The sequence below is a fragment of the Cytobacillus sp. FSL R5-0569 genome (assembly GCF_038007265.1).
Classification (GTDB): domain Bacteria; phylum Bacillota; class Bacilli; order Bacillales; family Cytobacillaceae; genus Cytobacillus; species Cytobacillus kochii.
In genome coordinates this window covers 30,602-54,010 of record NZ_JBBOWW010000001.1, presented here as the reverse complement: position 1 = coordinate 54,010, position 23,409 = coordinate 30,602, and the positions used below count along the sequence as shown (strand labels likewise).

The following is a 23,409-nucleotide window of genomic DNA, read 5'->3' as shown; positions in this document are numbered from 1 at the left end:
ACTATTTCGATTTCATGAAATTCACTTTTGTCTCATAAAAAATACACCATCCTTTCAGAATGGTGTATCCCCCACATGAGATTTACTTCACAAGCGCGATAACTTCTATTTCAATTTTTGCTTCTTTTGGCAATTTTGCTACCTCTACACAAGAGCGAGCGGGTTGGTGGTTATTGAAATACTCTCCATAAACTTCATTCACAGTTGCAAAGTCGTTCATATCTTGGATGAAGACAGTTGTCTTGATGACTGTTTCAAGTGATGCACCTGCTTCTTGTAATACTGCTTGTAAATTTTTAAATACTTGATGTGTTTGATCCTTCACATCACCATCTACCATAACACCTTCTGTAGTTAATGGTATTTGTCCCGAGCTATAAAACATATTATTTACAACAATACCTTGAGAATACGGTCCAATAGCCGCTGGAGCTTCATTCGTTTGAACGATCTTCATTTCAATCTTCCTCCCTCTCCCTACTTAATTCCTTTTGAAGTAGTTTCCTTCAGTTACATTAATACGTTTTTCTCTCACATCTACATCTGCTAACTGGACGAGAGATACATACTCATCAACTAAACGTTCATCTGCATTTTCTGATTCTACTAAGACAGCAATTCCAGCTAGTGTAGCTTTAAATTCATCTAGCATACTAATCATGCCATTAATTGTGCCGCCGGCCTTCATAAAATCATCAACAATAAGTACTTTCGAACCTTCTTCTAAACTTCTTTTAGAAAGAACCATTGTCTGAATCCTTTTCGCAGACCCTGATACATAGTTAATGCTGACTGTAGATCCCTCTGTCACTCTACTATCTCTTCTGGCAATGACAACAGGAACATTAAGATAATTAGCGACTGCATAGGCAAGCGCAATTCCCTTTGTTGCAACTGTCATAACCATATCAATATTTTTATTAATATAAGCCGATGCAATTAACTTACCGCATTTTTGTACAATCATAGGGTCACCTAAAATATCAGTCATATAAAGGTAACCGCCCGGCAAGAGGCGATCAGGACTTGCAATTAACTCACATAGTTCTGCAATGATCGGTTTCGCTTCTTCATCTCGTACCTTCACCTGATATCTCACGCCACCCGCTGCCCCTGGAACTGTTTCTAATGTGCCTATTCCGCGAAGCTCAAAAGTGTCTTTTATTATCGCTAAATCTTCGCTAATTGATGATTTAGCTGAACCATATCTTTCTGAGAAAAAGGTTAAGGATACCAATTGTCTTGGATGCTCTAAAAGATAATGTGTCATATCAATTAGACGTTCACTACGACGAAATTTCATGATTGGCCCTCCTTTTAATTAAAAACCGAATATTATAACGATAATATAACATTATTATACGTCTTTAATCAAGTTTATGCTGTTCTCCAAGGAGTCTAACCGCAAAAACTTGGTCACAAAATCCTCTTAGACCATTATAAATGCGGTGCATACGAGAATCATGCTGTGCTAAACCAAATACAGTCGGGCCACTACCACTCATTAAGACTGCATCAGCACCAAATCTCTGCATCTGTTCCTTAATCTGGTTAACCTCTGGATGCATTTTTAACGTCACACTTTCAAGGACATTAGACAAATGTGCGCAAACATCGCTATAAGACTGATCTTCAATGGCCTTAATCATTGCTAAGGTTTGCGGATGTTTAATTCCCTGCTTATTTAAGCGGCGATACACCTCAGCAGTCGAAACACCGATAAAAGGTTTGGCTAAAATCACCCAGCAAGTTGGTGGAGCTGGTAAAGCTTGAATAAGCTCTCCTCTACCTGTAGCAAGGGCTGTCCCTCCATAAACGCAAAAAGATACATCAGAGCCGATTTCTGCACCGATTTCCGCTAACTCATCAATCGTTAACCCTAATTGCCACAGCTTGTTCAAGCCTCTTAACGCGGCCGCTGCGTCACTGCTTCCCCCAGCTAATCCCGCAGCAACAGGAATCACTTTTTCAATCGCAATACTAACCCCTTGCTTCACATTAAACCTGTTCTTTAGCAAATGTGCTGCCTGATAAGCTAAGTTCCTATGGTCATCTGGAACAAAGCGATTATGTGAAACAATTTTTATCTCATCTTTATCCAATAACGTTAATTCAAGACGATCTGCCAAATCAATGGTTGTCATAATCATTTCTACTTCATGATAACCATCCTCTCGTTTACCGAGGACATCTAGTGATAAATTGATTTTAGCAGGAGCCTTTACTAAAAGTTTCAAACTCTCCACCTACTTTACAAATTTCAGGACGACTCCATTTTTTGTCCTATTTTACCACAAAACAAGAAAAGTAAGACGTATGCAATAATATTATTCAATATTAAGATTAATTTTTTGACATTAGCCTGGGAACAATCAGCATTTTCACGATGAAAAATAAGTAATCGCAAAACGAAATAAAGTAAACTAAGTACTTATGCCCAAGCGGTCTTTGTTATGTACAAGCTGTGTATAACGATTGTAAGAAACAGATTAAAAGGGCGCTCGTCTTACAAATCAGGGGTGACTCTTGATTCGCATTTCCGGGGGATCGTTTTTGTAACCAACATGAAGTATAGCTTTCTGGATCGATTTTATCCGCACCCGGACTAAACTTCTGAAGTTTGTTTTTTTCGATTGGGCTTCTTTTGCCCTAATCTAACTCGATTTCACCTAACCATATCTCCTTCGTTCACCTTCCAGATTCCTGACTGTCGTTCGCCTACGCGTTTGATATTAAATACTTTCCTTCCAGAGAGTTTAAGCATAAAAAAATACTCCTCCATAGGTAGCCAGATATTTGTCTACCTATAGGGGAGCATTAGCCTGATTTCGTATTTGTTTCTTTAAAAAACACAATGAATTATTTTGTCTGATAGGATGCTAAGGCTTTTTCTACTGCTCTTTTCACCATATTGCCAGCATCCTTAGAAGTAATACCGCCCCAGCCTTCTTGTTGAACGGTTTCATAAAAGCCTAATTCTTTAGCGAGTTCTTCTTTCATTCCTTCTGACATGATTCGCCTTCTTCTGCTCATCTTGGAATCACTCCTTATTCATTGCTACTCATAGCTTTCCTCAGAAGTAATTCTTTCATGAAGGTAATTACTAGTAGTTGTTTTAACCTTTCTAAAACACAAAAAAGCAGCAAATTGGCTTGCCGCTTTTATTGATGTTATATAAGGTTAGCTTAAAGCAACTTGTCCTGATGTGTCTTCATAGAAAGTAATTTGAACCGTTTCTGTTAAAACATCCGCATAGCTGTAAGATACGCGTTCAAATGCATTTTCATCTTGATCTAACTCGATGACAAATACAGATGGATACGTTTCAGCTAAAACGCCAGACCGTTCAATTGTCTTTCTGCGTCCGCCATTAGCCTTGAGCATTAGCCTTTTACCAAGATTTGAATCAAGTGCCTTTTTGATATCCAATAATGTTTTTCCCATTCGGTCCACCTCACTATAAAAAGTATACCACTTTACCACAATTAAGTCAAGTAAAATTATTAATTATATCAATAAACAAAAACAGTTGCAACACATTTCGTTCTACTTTTTTTGCTAATTTTCTACATTCCTAACATTCCCCATCTTTTAGGAAATTATGTAAAATTATTGAGAATCTTATTTTTCCTCATAAAAAAGAAGCCCTACCAACATTGGCAAGCCCCTCTAACATCCCCTTATTTTATCATTTTCCCAAAAGGTAAACTCTCTTTTAAAATGACCCAAACGGATCAATAGATTGTTCTTCCTCTTCCTCATAATGGAACGGCATACCCGTCCTAAGCACACCTTTTGTTTCCACCCCACCTAAGCCTCTTTCACCAGATAATGTATTTCTTAACACATCCCAAACACGAATATGCTCATTGTAAGGTGTAAAACTAATCTTACTTACAATATATACGGGATCTAGCGCATGAATATTTACTCTAGAAGGAGAACTAGCAAAATTAGCTCCAGCATGAATCAGGGATTCAAAGTGAGATTGACAAGCTCCAGCAAAGATGACAAGTTGATCTAAATGAGGAACCTTCTTCCTCGCTTCTTTCACCGTTTGCACAAAATGCTTAGAATGGCGGTATGCCTCTATATCTGACTTACTACCCTTTGCCTTTGTATATGCGTCATGGCCAGTAATAACTAAAATATCCGGTCGATAATAATCAACTAACTCCCCAATAACACGAGGCATATCTTTTTCACTTAAGTGTAGTCCAGTAACTGGAATACCGATTTTCTCATAAACCGTTAAACATTTCTTTAAATAACCTGGATCACCATCAAGATGTAATACCTTCCCGGGCAATTGAAAATAATTAGCTGCTTTACTATATCCCTCTGTTACTGTATATTCTCTTTTCTCTTGCAATAGATGAACATCTTGACGGAATAATTCAAGAGATTGTTCTTCAAGTGTGCGGAATTCCTGCATAATTCTTCGCTGATCAGACTGACTCATGATGATAAGATCCTCATAAGGAGCATCTGCAATGAGCCTTATATCTTCTCCATATAATACCGCCATCCTTTTCCCATCATGCTCTCTTATGTCAATAACGCGGAACATAATATCACAATGATAGGAAACCCTCCCAACGATATCCATTAATTTTATAGTCACTGTCGTCACTCCATTTTGGGCCATTTCCCTGAGTCTGTTTCTTTAGTTAAATTATGCGCCAATGCTTGGACCTGTGCTTCTCTATAGCGCCTCTTCACCGTACAAGGAAAAATTGCAAATCCCAAAAGCCAAATAAAAAACGGACTAAACACTTTTAATAAAGTCATTAGTCCGGTTCATATGTGCTAATACCTAATAGATGTTATGAACTGAAGTGAGGTAGTAATGCGTCAGCCAAACGAGCGAATTCTTCTAACCCTAACGTTTCTCCTCTTCTCGTTGGTTCAACCCCCGCTTGATTTAGTGCCTGTAAAATGAACTCTTTTCTTTCTTTCCCCTTCTCTAACTGACTCGTTAAATTATTGAGGATGGTTTTTCTCCTTTGAGCAAAGCTTGCTCTTGTTACTTTAAAGAAGAAGGCTTCATCTTGGACTTTCACTGCTGGTTGATCTAATTTTGTTAAGCGGATAACAGCAGAATCAACATTCGGTTGAGGAATGAAGACAGACTTAGGAACAATCATAACAGTCTCTGCTTTTGTATAATATTGAATTGCAATTGAAAGGGAGCCATAACTTTTAGAGCCAGGACTCGCAGAAATACGTTCTGCGACCTCCTTTTGCAACATACATACAATACCTCTAATCGGGAGCTGATCCTCTAATAACTTCATAATAATTGGCGTAGTGACATAGTAAGGTAAATTAGCAACTACCATTAAATCATCGATATTTGCGAATTCTTGTTGTATCGCCGAAACGATATCAGCCTTTAGCACATCTTCATTAATAACTTTTACATTCGGATATAGCTCAAGTGTATCTGCCAATATTGGTAATAGTCGGTGATCAATTTCAAAAGCTAAAACCTTCTCACTTCTCTTAGCTAATTGCTCAGTTAATGCTCCAATACCAGGACCAATTTCAATTGCACCAGACTTGGATGTTAATTCAGCATGATCCACAATTCGATTTAATATATTCGTGTCTATTAAGAAGTTTTGACCTAAACTCTTTTTAAACGAAAAGCCATGCTTCTCTAAAATTGCTTTCGTTCTTATCGGTGTGGCAATATCCTTATTCATAACCAAGCTCCTTGTCCATTTTAGCTACCGCTGCCAAAAAGTCTTTCTTTGTAATTTGAAACATTGTTAAACGTTTATAAAGTTGCTTGCCATTGGCATAACCTATCTTTAAAATCTTGCCTAGCTCTTCACGGCGCTTCTTTGCGTCACTGCCACCAATTAAGCCTGCGTCCATTAAATCAGCCTGCGTCACTTCAGACACAGCCTCCTCTGTCATGACATAGGCATGGGAGAGCGCCTCTCGTATTACCTCAACAGAAGCATGCTCTACACCTACACCTTTACCATGCTTAGCTATCGCAAATTGTTTATCAATAAAAGCGTGCTTGCATTGTGGGACATGCTTTGTAATCGTATGTCTAATTTTCTCACCAGGAAAATCAGGATCTGTTAAAACAATAACACCTCTCGTTTTTTGCGCCAGTTTTATTTTTTCTAATGTCTCAAAATTTATGGCTGAGCCATTTGTTTCAATTGTATCGGCATCTAATGCCTTTTTAATCGCGACAGTATCGTCCTTACCCTCTACCACGATAATCTCTTTTATTTTCATCTTAACACCTATCCGTTCACTAAAAACTTCCAATTTATACTTATTCAGCAAACTTATTTTAAATAGAATGAATTATTTGCAAAAAAAGTGAAACATTTCTGTAATGTTAATCGTCTAAATATATATAATGATAGTACAGCAAGATTGCATGCATTTTATTATATATGAAACATCCTACGAAAGAAAATGCAAATAATTATAACAGAAAAAGAGCAGAGGATGAATTCCCCTGCTTACAAACACCATCTAATTAAGCACACGTATTTTCACTTGCTTACGTCCCCAACGATAAGCATCAGATTTACTGGAGAAAAATACGTCAATCTTATTCCCTTTAATAGCAGATCCCGTATCGGAAGCTACAGCGTAACCATAACCTTCCACATATACTTTTGTCCCTAAAGGAATAACGCTCGGATCTACCGCTATCACCTTTGCTCCTGGATTAGCTTTTAAATCTAATCCCGTCGCTGTGACACCTGAACAACCATTACAACCTGCAGTATAGGCAGTAGAGCTAACATACATTTCTTTGCCACTAGATTCATTAGTCTCGCCGCGAGATGCCACTTTTGTAACTGGTTGAGATACTTTTGTTCCAACAGCAACTATATGATTTTTTGATTCTTTTACTTTTTCTTCACTAAGTAATTTACGAGAGATTTCTTTTCCATTTTCACGAGTAATTTCAAATTCTTTTTTCAAAAGACCCTCTTGACCTTTTTCAAGAACCTTTTCACTACCCTTTTTCAAGCTATCGTCTTTTTTAGTTACGACCGCATATTCAATTGGTTCTTCCACTACATCGGTGACCTTTTCAACTCTGATGACTTTTATTACGTCATTTTCTTTGACTGTCTCATCCAACTTTGGTTCAACACGATCTAATTTTCCTAGCTTAATATCTTGTTGCGATAAAAAGTCAGCGACCGTAGTCGAAGTTGACCACACTTCTTCGGTTTTATCATTCGCACCGTCTGCTAATTCAATTTTGAACGCGCGATCAATCTTGATGTCCATCTTACCTGTAATTTTATCACCTAATTTAGGCTTTATGGCATCATGTTTACTTAATTCAATATTCTCTTCATCTATCAGCTCTTGCACAGTATCAGCTGTTGTCCATATGACCTCGGAATCTTTTTTGTCGGTAATCTTCACCTGCACTGCAGGGTTCCAAACCACTTCCATATTGTCCTTAACGGCTTTATCTACCGAGGGGTACACATAGTCTTCTGAGCGTAATCCTATATCCATTTCGTCAAATATCTCTTGAATGGTTTTTGCGTGTGTATTTATTGTTTGTTCCTCACCATCTAATGTTAGAGCAACGGTTTTCTTTGTCATTTCAAAGATTAAAAAACCGCTAGCTGTAATCGTAACGATTAGACTAGCAAAGATAACTGCCCATTTTTTCTTGCTCAAAGACTTGGATAACAGGTTTTTCATGTAATTTATCACGATGAAAATTGCCTCCTTTTCTCTCGGAGTGATTATATAGACTATCTTGCTGACTGTCAACACTCACTATCTGATTTTTTGGAGGGAAAGATAAAACGGAACATCCCCAAGTATTCCTCTTCCCCTTATAAAGAGTTCAAGAAAAGAACGTTCACCTTATCATCCACACCCCCTAAAAATACTGAATCAATCGAGCATTTCAGAAGTCAGGCAAACTGATATACCTTCTATTCTCCGAAACACTCTTTTTTCCCTCTTTCCATACAAGAAAAAATTTTTTCTGCACGTACGCTCTATTATGCAGAAAAAGCATTTTTTTGCAAAGTGAGAGATATCGACATGGTTATCCTATGAGGACAGATTCCTGTGTAGAACTTTTTGGTATAAGAAAACATTTGGACAAGCTTCTATTATTTTTGACAATATTTGCTGTCAATTTATAGCGAATAATTTTTTTGCGTTTTCGGTTGTAATTGCTGCAACTTCTTCTACTGGAATGTTTTTAATTTCAGCAATTTGTTCACAGACCAACTTCACATAGCTTGGTTCATTACGTTTGCCACGGAATGGGTGCGGAGCTAAATATGGGCAATCTGTTTCGATCAACAATTTTTCTAATGGAATCTCTGCTGCCACTTCCTTTGGTTTTCTTGCATTTTTAAAAGTAACAGGGCCACCTAATGAAATATAAAAATTCATATCAATGCATTCTTTAGCTGTTTCAGGGCTTCCACTAAAACAATGCATAATCCCACCTACTTCAGCAGCATTTTCTTCTTTTAATATTTCTACGATATCAGCTGTTGCTTCACGGTTATGAATAACAATCGGTAATTTTACCTTTTTTGCCAATTGAATTTGTTGTCTAAACACATCTTTTTGCACATCTTTTGGTGACTTATCCCAATGGTAATCTAATCCCATTTCTCCGATTGCGACTACTTTTGGATGCTTCGATAATTCTTCTATCCAAATTAAATCTCCTTCAGTCATATCAATCGCATCAACCGGATGCCAACCAATGCTCGCATAAAGGAAATCATATTGTTCAATCAGTTCCATTGCTCTTTCAATTGTAGGTCTATCAAAACCAACAACGACCATTTTTTCAACCCCAGCTTCTCTTGCTCGCTTAATCACTTCTTCCAAATCCTCGTCATATTGTTCCGCATTTAAATGAACATGTGTATCAAATAGCATCCTCATTTCTCCTTTTTTATTATTATTTTAGAAAACTAACAACTATAATATTAAATGAACATCTTCCTTCTATATATATAGATAACCTTAATAACTTTATTTAGATATATTATATAAAAATAAAAAACATAGAAATGCATCATCGTCTTTGTAACGGATCACATTTCTATGTTCTAAAAACCTTCTGCTTCCATTAATCGGATATTATTTGACTCTCGCGCCTACTGGTAATGACTCTGCAATTGTAGCTAATGATAATGCGCCATCTTCACTTCCAGCAAGAATCATTCCCTCAGATAATTCTCCACGCAATTTAACAGGTTTAAGATTGGTTACACAAATAACTTTACGGCCAACTAAATCTTCTGGTTTGTAAAACTTTGCGATACCTGAAACAACTTGACGTTTTTCATAACCTAAATCCAATTGTAATTTTAATAACTTATCCGCTTTTTTGACTGGTTCAGCCTCTATAACTTGAGCAACACGTAAATCCACTTTCATGAAGTCATCAATCGTGATTTCCTCACTATCTGGTTTCGCTTGTACTTGCTTCTCTTCTTTTTCACCTTGAGGTGCACTACCCTGCATTTTTTGCTTAATATACTCAACCTCTTCACTAATTTCAAGACGAGGGAAAATAGGGTCGCCCTTTTGTACTTTTATACCTTCGCCAATTTTACCAAATGTCTCAATGCTCTCCCAAGAGATGAGCTCTTCTTTGTTTACATTTAACTGTGTAAAGATTTTCTCTGGTGTTCTAGTTAAGAACGGTTGTAATAGAACGGCGATTCTTCTTAACGATTCTGCTAAGTGGTACATCGTCGTTGCTAATTCCTCTTGTGTACTCTCCTCTTTCGCAAGCATCCATGGCTTTGTTTCATCAATATACTTATTCGTACGACTGACCAATTGCCATACAGCAGACAACGCAACTGAAAACTCCATGTTTTCCATTGCTTCTTCATATTTTCCAACTGTCTCTTTATTCATTTGTACAAGCGCTTGATCAAATTCACCGTTTGAACCACGATAAGTTGGAATTACGCCATCAAAGTACTTATTAATCATAGCCACTGTACGATTCAAGAGATTTCCTAAATCATTGGCTAAATCAAAATTAATACGCTCGATGAAACCTTCAGGTGTAAATACACCATCAGCGCCAAACGGCACTTCGCGCAATAAGTAGTAACGTAACGCATCTAAACCATAACGATCAATTAATGTGACTGGGTCTACTACATTACCTTTAGATTTAGACATCTTTCCATCCTTCATTAATAACCAACCATGAGCGAATACTTTCTTAGGTAATGGTAAGTCTAGTGCCATTAACATAATTGGCCAGTAAATAGTATGGAAGCGCACAATTTCTTTTCCGACTAAATGAACATCTGCAGGCCAGTACTTCAAATACTTACTATCATTATCTGAGCCATATCCTAATGCAGTAATATAGTTTGATAAGGCGTCAATCCATACATAAATGACATGCTTAGGATTACCAGGAACCGGAACACCCCAATCAAATGTTGTACGAGATACAGCTAAATCCTCTAACCCAGGTTTAATGAAGTTATTAATCATTTCATTTTTCCTAGACTCTGGTTGAATAAAAGAAGGGTTGTCTTCGTAATATTGTAGTAACCGATCAGCATATTTACTTACTTTAAAGAAATATGACTCCTCTTTCACACGATGAACCGGTCTCCCACAATCTGGACAGTTACCTTCAACTAATTGTGTTTCAGTAAAATACGATTCACAAGGCGTACAATACCAACCTTCATATTCCCCAAGATAAATATCACCTTGCTCTAATAATTGAGCAAAAATCTTCTCAACTACTTCTTTATGTCTTGTTTCTGTTGTACGAATGAAGTCATCATAAGAAATATCCAACTTTTTCCATAAGTCTTGGATACCACCAACGATTTCATCCACATAACTTTGGGGAGACACGCCTTTTTCTTCCGCTTTTTCTTGAATTTTTTGGCCATGCTCATCAGTACCCGTCAAATACATTACATCATAACCTCTTAGACGCTTATAACGTGCCATCGCATCACCAGCAACGGTCGTATAAGCATGTCCAATATGTAAATTTCCGCTCGGATAGTAAATTGGAGTGGTTAAATAAAAAGTCTTTAATTTTTCCTCCATGTTTATTTCCTCCTCATCTTAAAAAACCCGCCCTTATGACGAGTCTAATCTCTCATATCTGACCATATATTTATTGTTTCTTCTTTGCATGAAAAAAAGAATATATATGAGTCATCTTAGCCTCTATCTTCCTCAAAATATACCTAAAAACTTGAATTTGTGCAACATTTCCGAAGGGAGAAGCGATGGTTTTATTGCAATCTCCGTGTTTTTTCAAAAGCCATAATCAAATTAATCGTTCGACAAAAAATAGACAAATTGATGAAATTTGTCGAATTATGTCGTTTTGTCGAAACGAGGTATGTACGTCTACTGGAAATTGGGTGAGTTTTTATCCATGACTTTTCCATCATAAACGTTGATAAATCAATATTCCTCTTCATGTTAATAATTTCCACACAAAAATAAAATAAAGTAATTGACGATTATGGCAATGGTTGGTATTATAATATCAACAATGATTTTTGTCGAATAATGACGAAAAAGATAAATAATTAGATAGATGACTGGGAGGAGCAATTAATATGAAATCTACTGGTATTGTTCGTAAAGTTGATGAATTAGGTCGTGTAGTTATTCCAATTGAACTTAGACGTACTCTTGGTATTGCAGAGAAAGACGCATTAGAAATCTATGTGGATGATGAAAAAATCATCTTAAAAAAATATAAGCCAAACATGACTTGCCAAGTTACTGGTGAAGTATCCGATGATAACATCTCACTAGCTGGTGGAAAATTAATCCTTAGCAAAGATGGCGCTGAGCAATTAATTAAAGAAATCCAAAGCAATTTTGAACTAACTAAATAAATAAACAAAGAGACTCCTATTTGCGAGTCTCTATTTTTTTACGCTTCATCAATATGATAAATCTTGTATACCTCTCGTTTACTCATATCACGGTCTAGCGCTGTTTGTTTAATGGCATCCTTACTTTTCATACCTTTTTCTTCTATATAATAAGTAATTTGCTCTTCAATAGATAACCCTTCCCACCACTTACTTTCTTCTACTGGCTCTTTGCAACCCTCAATAATTAAACAAAATTCCCCGCGAATTTCAGATTGGCCTGCCCATTCTACTGCTTCTCTTATCGATCCTCTAATAAACTCTTCATACTTCTTTGTCAGCTCCCTACTCAAAACAATTGAACGATCGCCTAAGATATCTAACATGAGCTGTAAGCTTTCCTTCAACCTATGAGGAGATTCATATAGAATGATTGTAGAAGATACTTTTGAAAGCGTCTCTAACTCTGCCTTTTTCTGCTTCTTTTGCCGATTTAAAAAGCCATAAAAGAAAAATGGCTGTGTTGGTAGCCCCGAGGCAATCAATGCTGTAAGTGCAGCATTCGCACCAGGTAACGGGACAACAGTGAGCTTCTCTTCAATGGCACTAGTAACCAGTTCATATCCTGGATCAGAAATGGTTGGCATACCTGCATCACTCACAAGCGCAATTTTCTCTCCATCTTTCAACTTCGCAATTAATTTATAGCCGCTACTCTCTTTATTATGCTCATGGTAACTAATAATGGGTGTCTCTATCTCAAAGTAGTTGCATAGTTTTTTTGTATTCCTAGTATCCTCTGCAGCGATCCAATCGGCTTCCTTTAATATTCTTAAGCTGCGATAGCTAATATCCTCTAGATTACCTATGGGTGTTGGCACTAAGTAGAGAATACCTTTTTCACTCTCCATATGGAAACTCTTCTGTTGTTGCATATTACTCACCGACCTTCTTCTCTTTGGGTATTCATCCATTCAATTTTTTTCTGTCTACTCAATCGCTTAAAACGATATTCCATTTTCTGTGCATCTGACTTACTAGAAAATATTTGATGAAAAATAAGCGTTAGCGGGGCTCTTCCCCTTGTATATTTAGCGCCTTTCCCAGCATTATGCTTTTCAATCCTTTGCATAAGATTATTTGTATATCCAGCATAGAAGGTGCCGTCTTTGCATTCGAGTACGTAAAAGTAATGAGTTTCAGTCTCCATACAACATCAACCTCATTTCCTTTGTATACTCACCCGACGTCTCATAGATATACAATGGCGGCAATATTTTTAAGTCAGGTTTTCCTTTTTTAATGCCTTCCACTAGAAGCACATTCGCTTCTTTTCCTTGCTCAGGATAAACGAGTTGAATCCTTTTTGGTTCTATCTCATACTTTCTCATGAATGTCACGATATCTAACAACCTACCTGGGCGATGAACAAAAGAAACTTTCCCTCCGTGCTTAACTAGTTGACTAGCTGACTGAATTGTATCTTCTAATGTACAGAGAATCTCATGCCGAGCAATCGCATAATGCTCATTTTCATTTTTATGTTTATTGGTATCAACTGGAAAGTAAGGTGGATTGCATGTCACCACATCATACTTAGCATACCCTAATTGCCGAGCAATGCCTTTAACATCTCCCTTTACCACCTTAACTTGATTCTCTAGTTGATTATAATGAATACTTCTATTCGCCATATCAACAAGACGATCTTGTATTTCCACCCCTGTAATCATTCCTTTTGTTCTTGCGCTTAAAAACAAAGGTATCACACCATTCCCACTACATAAATCTATGATATTTCCTTTTTGTATAGGTAAGTAGGTGAATCGAGCTAATAACACGGCATCAACCGAAAATGAAAATACGGAAGGACTTTGAATAATTCTCAATCCCTCTGCTAACAAATGATCTAACCTTTCATCACCCTTTAAAATAACCATTTCTCTTCCTCCATTACTAAAAAGCACACTTCGTATCTATTTATTTTATCGGTTGAAGCCCCTTAAGCCGAAGATTCCTCTACACTTAGAAAACGAAATTTATATCTTTAAAAAAACCTTCCTTGTTTAGAAGGAAGGTATCGATTATTTTTTATTTAAAAATGATAAACAGAACAAGCAATCCCCATCTTTTCTAGGACTACCAAAATGAAGATTACAAATATGGAACCCTTCTTGATATAGTCTAGCCAGGTTGTCATAGCCTTCCCCTATATCAAAGAGTTTTTCTTTCTCTGTTTCTTCCTTCTGCTGTTCATTTTTCTTTTCTCGGTCAGATGTAATCTTTAATCTTCTACGTAAATGTTCATTTTCCAACTTCAATGCATTATTCTCTTCTAACACCTCAGCAAGATGCTGTTTCAACTCACCAAGCTGTATATATAATTGACCGATTTGCGATTCCATATTATCTACAGAGTCAAAGATTTCTTTTTTATCCAAGCATTCCACCTCATTAATCTGTGGATTGAACTGACACGGCATTCTCATTAATTTCGTCTAACGTAAATTCTAGCACTCTTTCCTGTTCCTTTAGGTTAACTTGTAGAATTCTTTCAAGTATATTTAACCCTACTACCCTTCCAGAACCCTCCGGTGTCTTCACCCATTCCCCTACATCTGGGAGCTCTTTTTTAGCTGCTTCATACTCGTCATTTTCATATTTCAAACAGCACATTAAACGACCACATAGTCCAGATATCTTCGTTGGGTTCAAAGATAAATTTTGATCCTTTGCCATTTTAATCGAAACTGGGTCAAAATCACCTAAAAAAGTGGAACAACAAAGCATTCTGCCACATGGACCTATGCCACCAAGCATCTTTGCCTCATCACGAACGCCAATTTGACGAAGTTCAATTCTTGTCCGAAAAATGGCCGCTAAATCCTTTACTAGTTCACGGAAATCCACTCTACCATCAGCAGTAAAGTAAAAGATGACCTTATTGCGGTCAAAAGTATATTCAACATCCACCAATTTCATATCTAATTGATGCGTAGTTACTTTTTCTAAACAAACTTGATAAGCTTCTTTAGCCGCTTGTCTATTCTCTTCTACAATCATACGATCCTTTTGATCACCAATACGTAGAACTTTTTTTAAAGGTAGGACTACATCATGTTCTCCAACCTTTTTAGGAGCAATGACAACTTTACCGTATTCTACTCCTCTTACAGTCTCGACAATGACAAAGTCATCCTTTTGTATTTGAAGATCACCGGGATCAAAATAATATATTTTGCCCGCTTTTTTAAAGCGAACACCTACTACATCATACAAATGAAGATCCCTCCTGCATCTTTAACACTAACTGTTCCATTAACAGCTGCGCATTCATGTTTGCTTGCAGCTTCCTTTTTGCATCTAAAACTGCAGCCATTTGCTCTGTTAACTTTCTATTAGATGTATGAAGCGCGTGTTGTTCTAGCCAGCTTAGCTCATGCGTATAGGCGAGCCTATCACTCTTATCAAGCTGTATATATAACAAATCTTTTAATAAAAGAAGTAATAAGTCTAAACCTAAATCCAGATGTTCTTTCTCCTTAAAATGTGGAAACCACTCTTCTTGGAGAGTGACCATCGCTTGTAACGGATTTTTTTTAAGTACTTCGTATAATTTTAACACTATTTTTTGCGCTTGTACAAACCAATCATCATTACTATATGCTAAAGCATCGTCCAAATTATGGGTAATTTGCGCAAGTAATGGTGCATACTTTTCTTTCACACCATAATCTACGAATTGTTGTACTAAAAATTTTGCAGCTATTGGCTGAAATGAGATCGTTTGACATCTTGATAATATGGTAGGTAACATTCGTTGAGATTGTTCAGTCAATAGAATTGCTGTTGTATCCATATGCGGTTCTTCGAGAAATTTCAGCAAACTATTAGCTGCGTTTGTTGTCATTCGATCAGCATGAACGATAATATATACTTTTCTACTGGATTCGACGCCCCGTTTTGAAAACTCTTCCTGTAATGACCGAATCTGCTGCTTCTTTATTGATTGACCATCCGGCTCAACAAGATGTACATCCGGATGATTAAAGTGATTAATCCTTTTGCAGTTATTACATGTTTCACATGGAACATAGTTATTTATTGGAGCAGTGCAAAAAAGACTCTTTGCTAGAAGCATACCCGTATCTTTTTTTCCTGTTCCTTTCAGTCCTTCAAAAAGGTAAGCGTGGGCAAGGCGTTCCTTACTTAAACTATTTTTAAGCATCTTCAACACGACTGGCTGTAATTCTTCTATTTGATCCCATGTTTTTGTCATGCTGATCACTCACTTACGTATATAAATTTATTAATAATCCTTTGATTTCTCCGATTTTACTAAGAATATCAATGGCACTTTTCTCTTGTAAAAGTAGGTCATCGGCTAGTTGAGCAAGCTTTTCATCAATCGTTTCTACAATTTTCAATGACCTACTTTGTCCTAGTTGATTCCAACTATGGGATTGCTTAATATCCAACCCATACTCAACAGTCTCTTTCACAAAACGCTTAACCAGCATTTTGTATTTTGCTAAATCTTTAAAGCTCCTGGACTTAGCTACCCTCTGTCCAGCTGATTCTATATCACCTAAAAGCATTTGCATTTGTGTCATCTGCATTTTTTGACCACTTTTTTGCACAAGATCATTAAAACGCACTTGCGATCCAATAGGATGCTTACTGTCTTGCCTTCTATTATCTATATTAAGACGTAAATCTTGATTGATCTTCATTTATGCCTCCAAATAGGTTTAGAAGTGATGGAATTGTTCTACTGGAAGAACAAATACAGTTGCTCCACCTACTTCTACTTCAACAGGGTAAGGAATATATGAATCGGCATTACCACCCATTGGTGAAACCGGCGCAACAAGTTGCTCTCTCGATTGGCAATTATCCTTAATGACCTGTAAGCATTTGTCTACTCGAATATCTTCCGTACCAATTAAAAAGGTTGTATTACCCGACTTTAAAAATCCCCCTGTACTGGCTAATTTGGTTGCACGAAAATTATGATCTACTAATGCTTTAGATAACTTATTACTATCTTGATCTTGTATGACTGCTAATACGAGCTTCATCATACCACCCTCCTATATCTTTACTTTCTTCTATTATATCAGTTATTCTATGCACAAACAGAGATATACTGACCAAATTTTTCGCCAAGTAGCTTAATCCTTATTTTGAAGTGCTTTTCTAACAATGTCCATCGTTTGTTCAAATACTTTTTCAACAGAGGCATCGGCATTTACAGTTTGAATGCGATTAGAAGATTGCTTCCGAACAATTTCATACCCTTCATATACCTTTTGATGAAACTGTAAATCTTCTAAATCTAAACGGTTTACTTCCCTGCCCTTATTTTGATTAATTCTCTGTAACCCTCGTTCTGGTGCGATATCGAAGTACAAAGTCAATTGAGGCATGGCATTTTCAATGGCAAACTGATTGATGGACCAAACTTCCTCAATACCAATCCCTCTTGCAAATCCTTGATATGCAATAGAGCTATCAACAAATCGATCACATAGTACAATCTTACCCATTTCAAGGGCTGGTAAGACCTTTTCAACTAAATGTTGTCTTCTTGCCGCGGCATAAAGTAACGCCTCTGTTCTTGCATCCATTTTTGTATTCTTCGGATCCAGTATAACAGCCCGGATCTGTTCAGCAATAGCAATTCCACCAGGCTCTCTCGTATGTACTACATTATATCCTTCTGTTTCTAATTGTTCCTTAACCATTTCTGTAATCGTCGTTTTTCCTGCCCCGTCTGGACCTTCAATTGATATAAAGTAACCTTTAGTCATCCTTGTCCCTCGCTGTCTTATATATTTCTATGTATGATTGATTTAAGTTTTTCCTGTTTTGAATTCGTGCACCTTTATTTAAATAACCTTCCAAACTAGTGATATGCTCTTTTGTAATTCTTTCACCTTTATATATTAAAGGAATACCAGGCGGGTATGGGGTCACCATTCGTGCGCTAATTTCACCAATCGCACTTGCAAAAGGAACTGTAACAATCATTGCTCCCTCTGGTACCTCTACTAATTCTGAATGCGATGGAATTGGATTCACCTTTTCCTCTTTTTCTGCATTGGGAATGTCAGTACTAACTTCTTGCAATGCATCGATAATTTTACTAAAACGATCCTCATCGGCACACCTTAATAATGGAAGTACAAATAAAACATTTAACGGATCAGCTAACTCTGTATAAATACCTCGTTTCTCTAGCAGCTCTTGTAGTTGATAACCACTGATATGTTTAAACTGTAATCCCAGTTTCAATGGATCATCTGTTGGCATAATAGCTAGTCCAGCAATATTACTTAATTTCCCCTTCAATTCTTTTATCCGTTGGACTAAATGTTTACCATCTTCTTCTGTATATTGACTGACAAAGAATCTAGCCATATCTAATGAAGCCATAATAACATAAGATGGGCTACTCGATTGCAACATACTTAAATATTCCTGTATGCTGTCTTCATCCACCCGATCACCTTGAATATGAAGAAAGGCCCCCATTGTCAATGCTGGCAATGTTTTATGGGCAGATTGTATAACGACATCTGCTCCTAATTGTAAACTTGAGGGTGGGAAAAATCTTGTACTCGCTATAAAATGGGCACCGTGTGCTTCATCAACTAAAACTAATACTTTTTTTTCACGGCATAGTGCAATAATATCTTCTAATGGATACACTGTACCATAATAACTCGGGTAAGTAAGAATAACAGCTTTAATATCTTCATACTTACTTAATGCCTCTTCAATATGAGTATAGGAGACACCTTCATTAATGCCCCATTCCTGGTTAAATTCAGGCAGGATAAAAATGGGTTCAGCTCCAATAAGTCTCAGGCCATTTAAAATAGACTTATGACTATTCCGTTGAACAAGCACACGGTCTCCCCTTTTTAATGTGCCACAAATCATCGCTAAATTACCTACAGTAGAACCATTTATAAGAAAAAAACTTCTTTTAGACCCATATAAAGCGGCAAGCAAGGATTGAGCTTCTTTGATTACTTCTTCAGCGGAATGAAGATCATCAAACCCGCTGATTTCTGTCAAATCCAATTGTAAAAGTTGTCGAAAATAATCATCAACCTCATTCACTCCGGTGAGCAGACTCCCCCCTTTATGACCAGGTACATGATAATTCTCAGGCTTTCTTTTTATATGCTGTATTAATTTTTCAACTAACGGCATTTGTTTCTGATCCATTGAACGCAAATCCTTTTTATAAATTTACTGTATAGACATACACCTATTGGTGATTACAAACATAAACTGTTAACAACTCACTTATGAGAGTAAAATTCTAAATATTGTATATATTTTATCATCATTGGCTATGATTGAATGTACGGAGGTGACATTGTGAAAACGTTTAATGAAAAAACATGTGTAATCTGTGAACAATCACAATCTACTGGTATCCATTTATATACTTCTTTTATTTGTATGCAGTGTGAGGAACAAATCGTGAATACCGAAACAGATGATCCTCATTATAATTATTATGTCCAACAATTAAAAAGAGTCACTACACCTGAAATTTTATCTTAAATTCCCTTTTGCTTCTATACTTATCTTATGATTTTCTCTATTATTTTAACAAATATTAGGGAGTTTTTTTACTTTGGGAAACTATCTACAGTGTTGCTTTTCGTCATACGGAGCACTATGCATAAATCAACTTCTTCAAGGAATCTGTAGGTTCAATTGTTGAAAGATAAAGAGATCGTAAAAGTCCGAATTACATTCTTGCTCTTTCTTTACTCACATGTGATGAGCTAACGAAAGTTAATTTAATGCCTTTCTAAACGAGCCAACAGTTTTCTGACTAAGATAATGCTGATTTCCAAATCCTTTATATCAATTTGCCTTACTACAAGGAACAATTTATCGTGGCAGTATTGAATCAAACCACCATAGTCATTTGCGTATCACTTGAAAGCCATATTGACCACTATTAGTATCTAAAACATTACCTCATTGGGTTATAACCAAATGAGGTTCCATTCAATCATTCATTTTTTGATCTTCTATTAAACCCTCAAACTCAATAATTTATACTTAATGTTATGATTTTCTCAATGTTATTTTTTTGGGGAGCATATATTTACTAACTCATATACACAAAAAAGAGCACATACAAATGATGTGCTCTTTTATATTGCCCGGCAACGTCCTACTCTCACAAGGGGACAGCCCCTAACTACCATCGGCGCTGAGAAGCTTAACTTCCGTGTTCGGTATGGGAACGGGTGTGACCTTCTCGCTATCGCCACCGGACTATGAAATTGTAAGGGAATCGTTCCCTCAAAACTAGGTAATGTTGAAGAAGATATTTATTGAGTAATCGCCTGTTTGGTTAAGTCCTCGATCGATTAGTATTAGTCAGCTACATGTGTCGCCACACTTCCACCTCTAACCTATCAACCTGATCATCTTTCAGGGATCTTACTAGCTTGCGCTATGGGAAATCTCATCTCGAGGGGGGCTTCATGCTTAGATGCTTTCAGCACTTATCCCTTCCGCACATAGCTACCCAGCGATGCCTTTGGCAAGACAACTGGTACACCAGCGGTGCGTCCATCCCGGTCCTCTCGTACTAAGGACAGCTCCTCTCAAATTTCCTGCGCCCACGACGGATAGGGACCGAACTGTCTCACGACGTTCTGAACCCAGCTCGCGTACCGCTTTAATGGGCGAACAGCCCAACCCTTGGGACCGACTACAGCCCCAGGATGCGATGAGCCGACATCGAGGTGCCAAACCTCCCCGTCGATGTGGACTCTTGGGGGAGATAAGCCTGTTATCCCCGGGGTAGCTTTTATCCGTTGAGCGATGGCCCTTCCATGCGGAACCACCGGATCACTAAGCCCGACTTTCGTCCCTGCTCGACTTGTAGGTCTCGCAGTCAAGCTCCCTTGTGCCTTTACACTCTACGAATGATTTCCAACCATTCTGAGGGAACCTTTGGGCGCCTCCGTTACTCTTTAGGAGGCGACCGCCCCAGTCAAACTGCCCACCTGACACTGTCTCCCATCCCGATAAGGGATGTGGGTTAGAATTTCAATACAGCCAGGGTAGTATCCCACCGACGCCTCCACCGAAGCTAGCGCTCCGGCTTCTAAGGCTCCTACCTATCCTGTACAAGCTGTACCAAAATTCAATATCAGGCTACAGTAAAGCTCCACGGGGTCTTTCCGTCCTGTCGCGGGTAACCTGCATCTTCACAGGTACTATAATTTCACCGAGTCTCTCGTTGAGACAGTGCCCAGATCGTTACGCCTTTCGTGCGGGTCGGAACTTACCCGACAAGGAATTTCGCTACCTTAGGACCGTTATAGTTACGGCCGCCGTTTACTGGGGCTTCGATTCAAAGCTTCGCGTGAGCTAACCTCTCCTCTTAACCTTCCAGCACCGGGCAGGCGTCAGCCCCTATACTTCGCCTTGCGGCTTCGCAGAGACCTGTGTTTTTGCTAAACAGTCGCCTGGGCCTATTCACTGCGGCTCATCAAGGCTTTAACACCCTAATGAGCACCCCTTCTCCCGAAGTTACGGGGTCATTTTGCCGAGTTCCTTAACGAGAGTTCTCTCGCTCACCTTAGGATTCTCTCCTCGCCTACCTGTGTCGGTTTGCGGTACGGGCACCTTATTCCTCGCTAGAGGCTTTTCTTGGCAGTGTGGAATCAAGAACTTCGGTACTAAATTTCCCTCGCTATCACAGCTCAAGGTATGTGACCATGGGATTTGCCTCATGGTCCCTCTAACTGCTTAGACGCACATCCAATAGTGCGCTTACCCTATCCTCCTGCGTCCCCCCATCACTCAAACAGAATACGGTGGTACAGGAATATCAACCTGTTGTCCATCGCCTACGCTTTTCAGCCTCGGCTTAGGTCCCGACTAACCCTGAGCGGACGAGCCTTCCTCAGGAAACCTTAGGCATTCGGTGGATGGGATTCTCACCCATCTTTCGCTACTCATACCGGCATTCTCACTTCTAAGCGCTCCACCAGTCCTTACGGTCTAGCTTCAACGCCCTTAGAACGCTCTCCTACCACTGAACATCAACGATGTTCAATCCACAGCTTCGGTGATACGTTTAGCCCCGGTACATTTTCGGCGCGGAGTCACTCGACCAGTGAGCTATTACGCACTCTTTAAATGGTGGCTGCTTCTAAGCCAACATCCTGGTTGTCTAAGCAACTCCACATCCTTTTCCACTTAACGTATACTTTGGGACCTTAGCTGGTGGTCTGGGCTGTTTCCCTCTTGACTACGGATCTTATCACTCGCAGTCTGACTCCCATGGATAAATCTTTGGCATTCGGAGTTTGTCTGAATTCGGTAACCCGATGAGGGCCCCTAGTCCAAACAGTGCTCTACCTCCAAGATTCTTACGCATGAGGCTAGCCCTAAAGCTATTTCGGAGAGAACCAGCTATCTCCAAGTTCGATTGGAATTTCTCCGCTACCCACACCTCATCCCCGCACTTTTCAACGTACGTGGGTTCGGGCCTCCATCCAGTGTTACCTGGACTTCACCCTGGACATGGGTAGATCACCTGGTTTCGGGTCTACGACCACATACTCATTCGCCCTATTCAGACTCGCTTTCGCTACGGCTCCGTCTGTCCAACTTAACCTCGCATGTAATCGTAACTCGCCGGTTCATTCTACAAAAGGCACGCTATCACCCATTAACGGGCTCTAACTACTTGTAGGCACACGGTTTCAGGATCTCTTTCACTCCCCTTCCGGGGTGCTTTTCACCTTTCCCTCACGGTACTGGTTCACTATCGGTCACTAGGGAGTATTTAGCCTTGGGAGATGGTCCTCCCTGCTTCCGACGGGATTTCTCGTGTCCCGCCGTACTCAGGATCCACTCTGGAGGGAACGAAGTTTCAACTACAGGGCTTTTACCTCCTATGGCGGGCCTTTCCAGACCTCTTCGTCTATCTCGTTCCTTTGTAACTCCGTATAGAATGTCCTACAACCCCAAGAGGCAAGCCTCTTGGTTTGGGCTAATCCCGTTTCGCTCGCCGCTACTCAGGGAATCGCGTTTGCTTTCTCTTCCTCCGGGTACTTAGATGTTTCAGTTCCCCGGGTCTGCCTTCCATACCCTATGTATTCAGGTATGGATCCTATCCCATAACGGATAGGGGGTTTCCCCATTCGGAAATCTCCGGATCAAAGCTTACTTACAGCTCCCCGAAGCATATCGGTGTTAGTCCCGTCCTTCATCGGCTCCTAGTGCCAAGGCATTCACCGTGCGCCCTTATTAACTTAACCATTGTTCGGCTTGCGATAAGCTACGCATTTCGGCGTCAGCTCACTCGTCAACATCCTCATGTGCACAAGACGCACACTCCGGTGTTTCCTCGCTCGCTTCCTTGAACTGCTTGCTTCTCACAACCCTCTCGGTTGTGTTTATTAAAAAAGTTTAGTATTTTAAATCAATCTATAATATATAGAGAGAAAAAATAACTAAGGTGGCGATTACT

23 protein-coding genes and 2 rRNA genes are annotated in these 23,409 nt (G+C 38.7%); 2 read left to right on the top strand and 23 right to left on the bottom strand.

Annotation, left to right across the window (positions count from 1 at the left end; translation table 11 throughout):
• Positions 1 to 82: 82 nt before the first annotated feature.
• From MKX78_RS00270 to metG, 11 genes are all read right to left on the bottom strand, one after another.
• Positions 83 to 457 carry a RidA family protein gene (locus MKX78_RS00270; RefSeq protein ID WP_307319225.1) on the bottom strand — a complete coding sequence of 125 codons (375 nt, stop codon included), beginning with the start codon at positions 455 to 457 and terminating at the stop codon, positions 83 to 85.
• A 24-nt stretch (positions 458 to 481) separates the two neighbouring features.
• Positions 482 to 1,303: a pur operon repressor gene (purR, locus tag MKX78_RS00265; RefSeq protein ID WP_095371287.1), complete on the bottom strand. Its 822-nt coding sequence runs from the start codon at positions 1,301 to 1,303 to the stop codon at positions 482 to 484.
• Positions 1,304 to 1,367: 64 nt separating this feature from the next.
• On the bottom strand, positions 1,368 to 2,246 hold the full coding sequence (ispE, locus tag MKX78_RS00260; protein WP_442342021.1) for a 4-(cytidine 5'-diphospho)-2-C-methyl-D-erythritol kinase: 879 nt from the start codon (positions 2,244 to 2,246) through the stop codon (positions 1,368 to 1,370).
• Positions 2,247 to 2,859: 613 nt separating this feature from the next.
• The gene (locus MKX78_RS00255) at positions 2,860 to 3,033 is read right to left on the bottom strand and encodes a small, acid-soluble spore protein, alpha/beta type (RefSeq protein WP_307319231.1); all 174 of its coding nucleotides are present in this window, start codon (positions 3,031 to 3,033) and stop codon (positions 2,860 to 2,862) included.
• Between the two features lie 147 nt (positions 3,034 to 3,180).
• Positions 3,181 to 3,444 carry a biofilm formation stimulator Veg gene (gene veg, locus MKX78_RS00250; protein WP_095371290.1) on the bottom strand — a complete coding sequence of 88 codons (264 nt, stop codon included), beginning with the start codon at positions 3,442 to 3,444 and terminating at the stop codon, positions 3,181 to 3,183.
• Between the two features lie 271 nt (positions 3,445 to 3,715).
• Positions 3,716 to 4,624 (bottom strand): sporulation peptidase YabG, encoded by a 909-nt coding sequence (gene yabG / locus MKX78_RS00245; RefSeq protein WP_095371291.1) that lies wholly within the window; start codon positions 4,622 to 4,624, stop codon positions 3,716 to 3,718.
• A gap of 202 nt (positions 4,625 to 4,826) precedes the next feature.
• Positions 4,827 to 5,708, bottom strand: a complete 882-nt coding sequence (rsmA, locus tag MKX78_RS00240; protein ID WP_341049291.1) for a 16S rRNA (adenine(1518)-N(6)/adenine(1519)-N(6))-dimethyltransferase RsmA — start codon at positions 5,706 to 5,708, stop codon at positions 4,827 to 4,829.
• Positions 5,701 to 6,261, bottom strand: a complete 561-nt coding sequence (rnmV, locus tag MKX78_RS00235; RefSeq protein WP_095371293.1) for a ribonuclease M5 — start codon at positions 6,259 to 6,261, stop codon at positions 5,701 to 5,703. The genes rsmA and rnmV overlap by 8 nt, the downstream gene beginning before the upstream one ends.
• 246 nt (positions 6,262 to 6,507) lie before the next feature.
• A complete protein-coding gene (locus MKX78_RS00230) occupies positions 6,508 to 7,710 on the bottom strand; it encodes a G5 and 3D domain-containing protein (protein ID WP_307319253.1) in 1,203 nt (400 codons plus the stop codon).
• A 444-nt stretch (positions 7,711 to 8,154) separates the two neighbouring features.
• Positions 8,155 to 8,922 carry a TatD family hydrolase gene (locus MKX78_RS00225; RefSeq protein WP_307319236.1) on the bottom strand — a complete coding sequence of 256 codons (768 nt, stop codon included), beginning with the start codon at positions 8,920 to 8,922 and terminating at the stop codon, positions 8,155 to 8,157.
• 204 nt (positions 8,923 to 9,126) lie between these two features.
• On the bottom strand, positions 9,127 to 11,088 hold the full coding sequence (gene metG, locus MKX78_RS00220) for a methionine--tRNA ligase (protein ID WP_095371296.1): 1,962 nt from the start codon (positions 11,086 to 11,088) through the stop codon (positions 9,127 to 9,129).
• A 518-nt stretch (positions 11,089 to 11,606) separates the two neighbouring features.
• Between metG and MKX78_RS00215 the strand changes: the two genes are divergently transcribed.
• The gene (locus tag MKX78_RS00215; RefSeq protein WP_180317054.1) at positions 11,607 to 11,897 is read left to right on the top strand and encodes an AbrB/MazE/SpoVT family DNA-binding domain-containing protein; all 291 of its coding nucleotides are present in this window, start codon (positions 11,607 to 11,609) and stop codon (positions 11,895 to 11,897) included.
• Positions 11,898 to 11,935: 38 nt separating this feature from the next.
• On the opposite strand, the gene rsmI is transcribed toward MKX78_RS00215, so the two are convergent.
• The 10 genes from rsmI to MKX78_RS00165 all read right to left on the bottom strand — a co-directional run bounded on the left by rsmI (position 11,936) and on the right by MKX78_RS00165 (position 19,115).
• Positions 11,936 to 12,811: a 16S rRNA (cytidine(1402)-2'-O)-methyltransferase gene (gene rsmI / locus MKX78_RS00210; RefSeq protein WP_095371299.1), complete on the bottom strand. Its 876-nt coding sequence runs from the start codon at positions 12,809 to 12,811 to the stop codon at positions 11,936 to 11,938.
• Positions 12,812 to 12,816: 5 nt separating this feature from the next.
• Complete coding sequence (locus MKX78_RS00205) at positions 12,817 to 13,086, bottom strand: GIY-YIG nuclease family protein (protein WP_095371300.1); 270 nt, start codon at positions 13,084 to 13,086, stop codon at positions 12,817 to 12,819.
• Positions 13,076 to 13,816, bottom strand: a complete 741-nt coding sequence (locus MKX78_RS00200; protein ID WP_307319242.1) for a tRNA1(Val) (adenine(37)-N6)-methyltransferase — start codon at positions 13,814 to 13,816, stop codon at positions 13,076 to 13,078. Before MKX78_RS00200 ends, MKX78_RS00205 begins: the two co-directional genes overlap by 11 nt.
• 144 nt (positions 13,817 to 13,960) lie before the next feature.
• Positions 13,961 to 14,317: a DNA replication initiation control protein YabA gene (yabA, locus tag MKX78_RS00195; RefSeq protein WP_095371302.1), complete on the bottom strand. Its 357-nt coding sequence runs from the start codon at positions 14,315 to 14,317 to the stop codon at positions 13,961 to 13,963.
• A 13-nt stretch (positions 14,318 to 14,330) separates the two neighbouring features.
• On the bottom strand, positions 14,331 to 15,155 hold the full coding sequence (locus MKX78_RS00190) for a PSP1 domain-containing protein (RefSeq protein ID WP_341049287.1): 825 nt from the start codon (positions 15,153 to 15,155) through the stop codon (positions 14,331 to 14,333).
• Entirely contained in the window at positions 15,148 to 16,155 is a 1,008-nt protein-coding gene (holB, locus tag MKX78_RS00185; RefSeq protein ID WP_095371304.1) for a DNA polymerase III subunit delta', read from the bottom strand. Before holB ends, MKX78_RS00190 begins: the two co-directional genes overlap by 8 nt.
• 13 nt (positions 16,156 to 16,168) lie before the next feature.
• Positions 16,169 to 16,609 carry a YaaR family protein gene (locus tag MKX78_RS00180; RefSeq protein ID WP_095371305.1) on the bottom strand — a complete coding sequence of 147 codons (441 nt, stop codon included), beginning with the start codon at positions 16,607 to 16,609 and terminating at the stop codon, positions 16,169 to 16,171.
• A gap of 18 nt (positions 16,610 to 16,627) precedes the next feature.
• Positions 16,628 to 16,957: a cyclic-di-AMP receptor gene (locus MKX78_RS00175; RefSeq protein ID WP_095371306.1), complete on the bottom strand. Its 330-nt coding sequence runs from the start codon at positions 16,955 to 16,957 to the stop codon at positions 16,628 to 16,630.
• A 93-nt stretch (positions 16,958 to 17,050) separates the two neighbouring features.
• A complete protein-coding gene (gene tmk / locus MKX78_RS00170; protein WP_095371307.1) occupies positions 17,051 to 17,689 on the bottom strand; it encodes a dTMP kinase in 639 nt (212 codons plus the stop codon).
• A complete protein-coding gene (locus MKX78_RS00165) occupies positions 17,682 to 19,115 on the bottom strand; it encodes an aminotransferase class I/II-fold pyridoxal phosphate-dependent enzyme (RefSeq protein WP_341049283.1) in 1,434 nt (477 codons plus the stop codon). The genes tmk and MKX78_RS00165 overlap by 8 nt, the downstream gene beginning before the upstream one ends.
• A gap of 156 nt (positions 19,116 to 19,271) precedes the next feature.
• Between MKX78_RS00165 and MKX78_RS00160 the strand changes: the two genes are divergently transcribed.
• Complete coding sequence (locus MKX78_RS00160) at positions 19,272 to 19,460, top strand: sigma factor G inhibitor Gin (protein WP_233435334.1); 189 nt, start codon at positions 19,272 to 19,274, stop codon at positions 19,458 to 19,460.
• A gap of 612 nt (positions 19,461 to 20,072) precedes the next feature.
• On the opposite strand, the gene rrf is transcribed toward MKX78_RS00160, so the two are convergent.
• Together rrf and MKX78_RS00150 are read right to left on the bottom strand one after the other, a co-directional pair.
• Positions 20,073 to 20,189: ribosomal RNA gene (rrf, locus tag MKX78_RS00155) — 5S ribosomal RNA — on the bottom strand.
• Positions 20,190 to 20,264: 75 nt separating this feature from the next.
• Positions 20,265 to 23,197, bottom strand: a 23S ribosomal RNA gene (locus MKX78_RS00150).
• Positions 23,198 to 23,409: the final 212 nt, after the last annotated feature.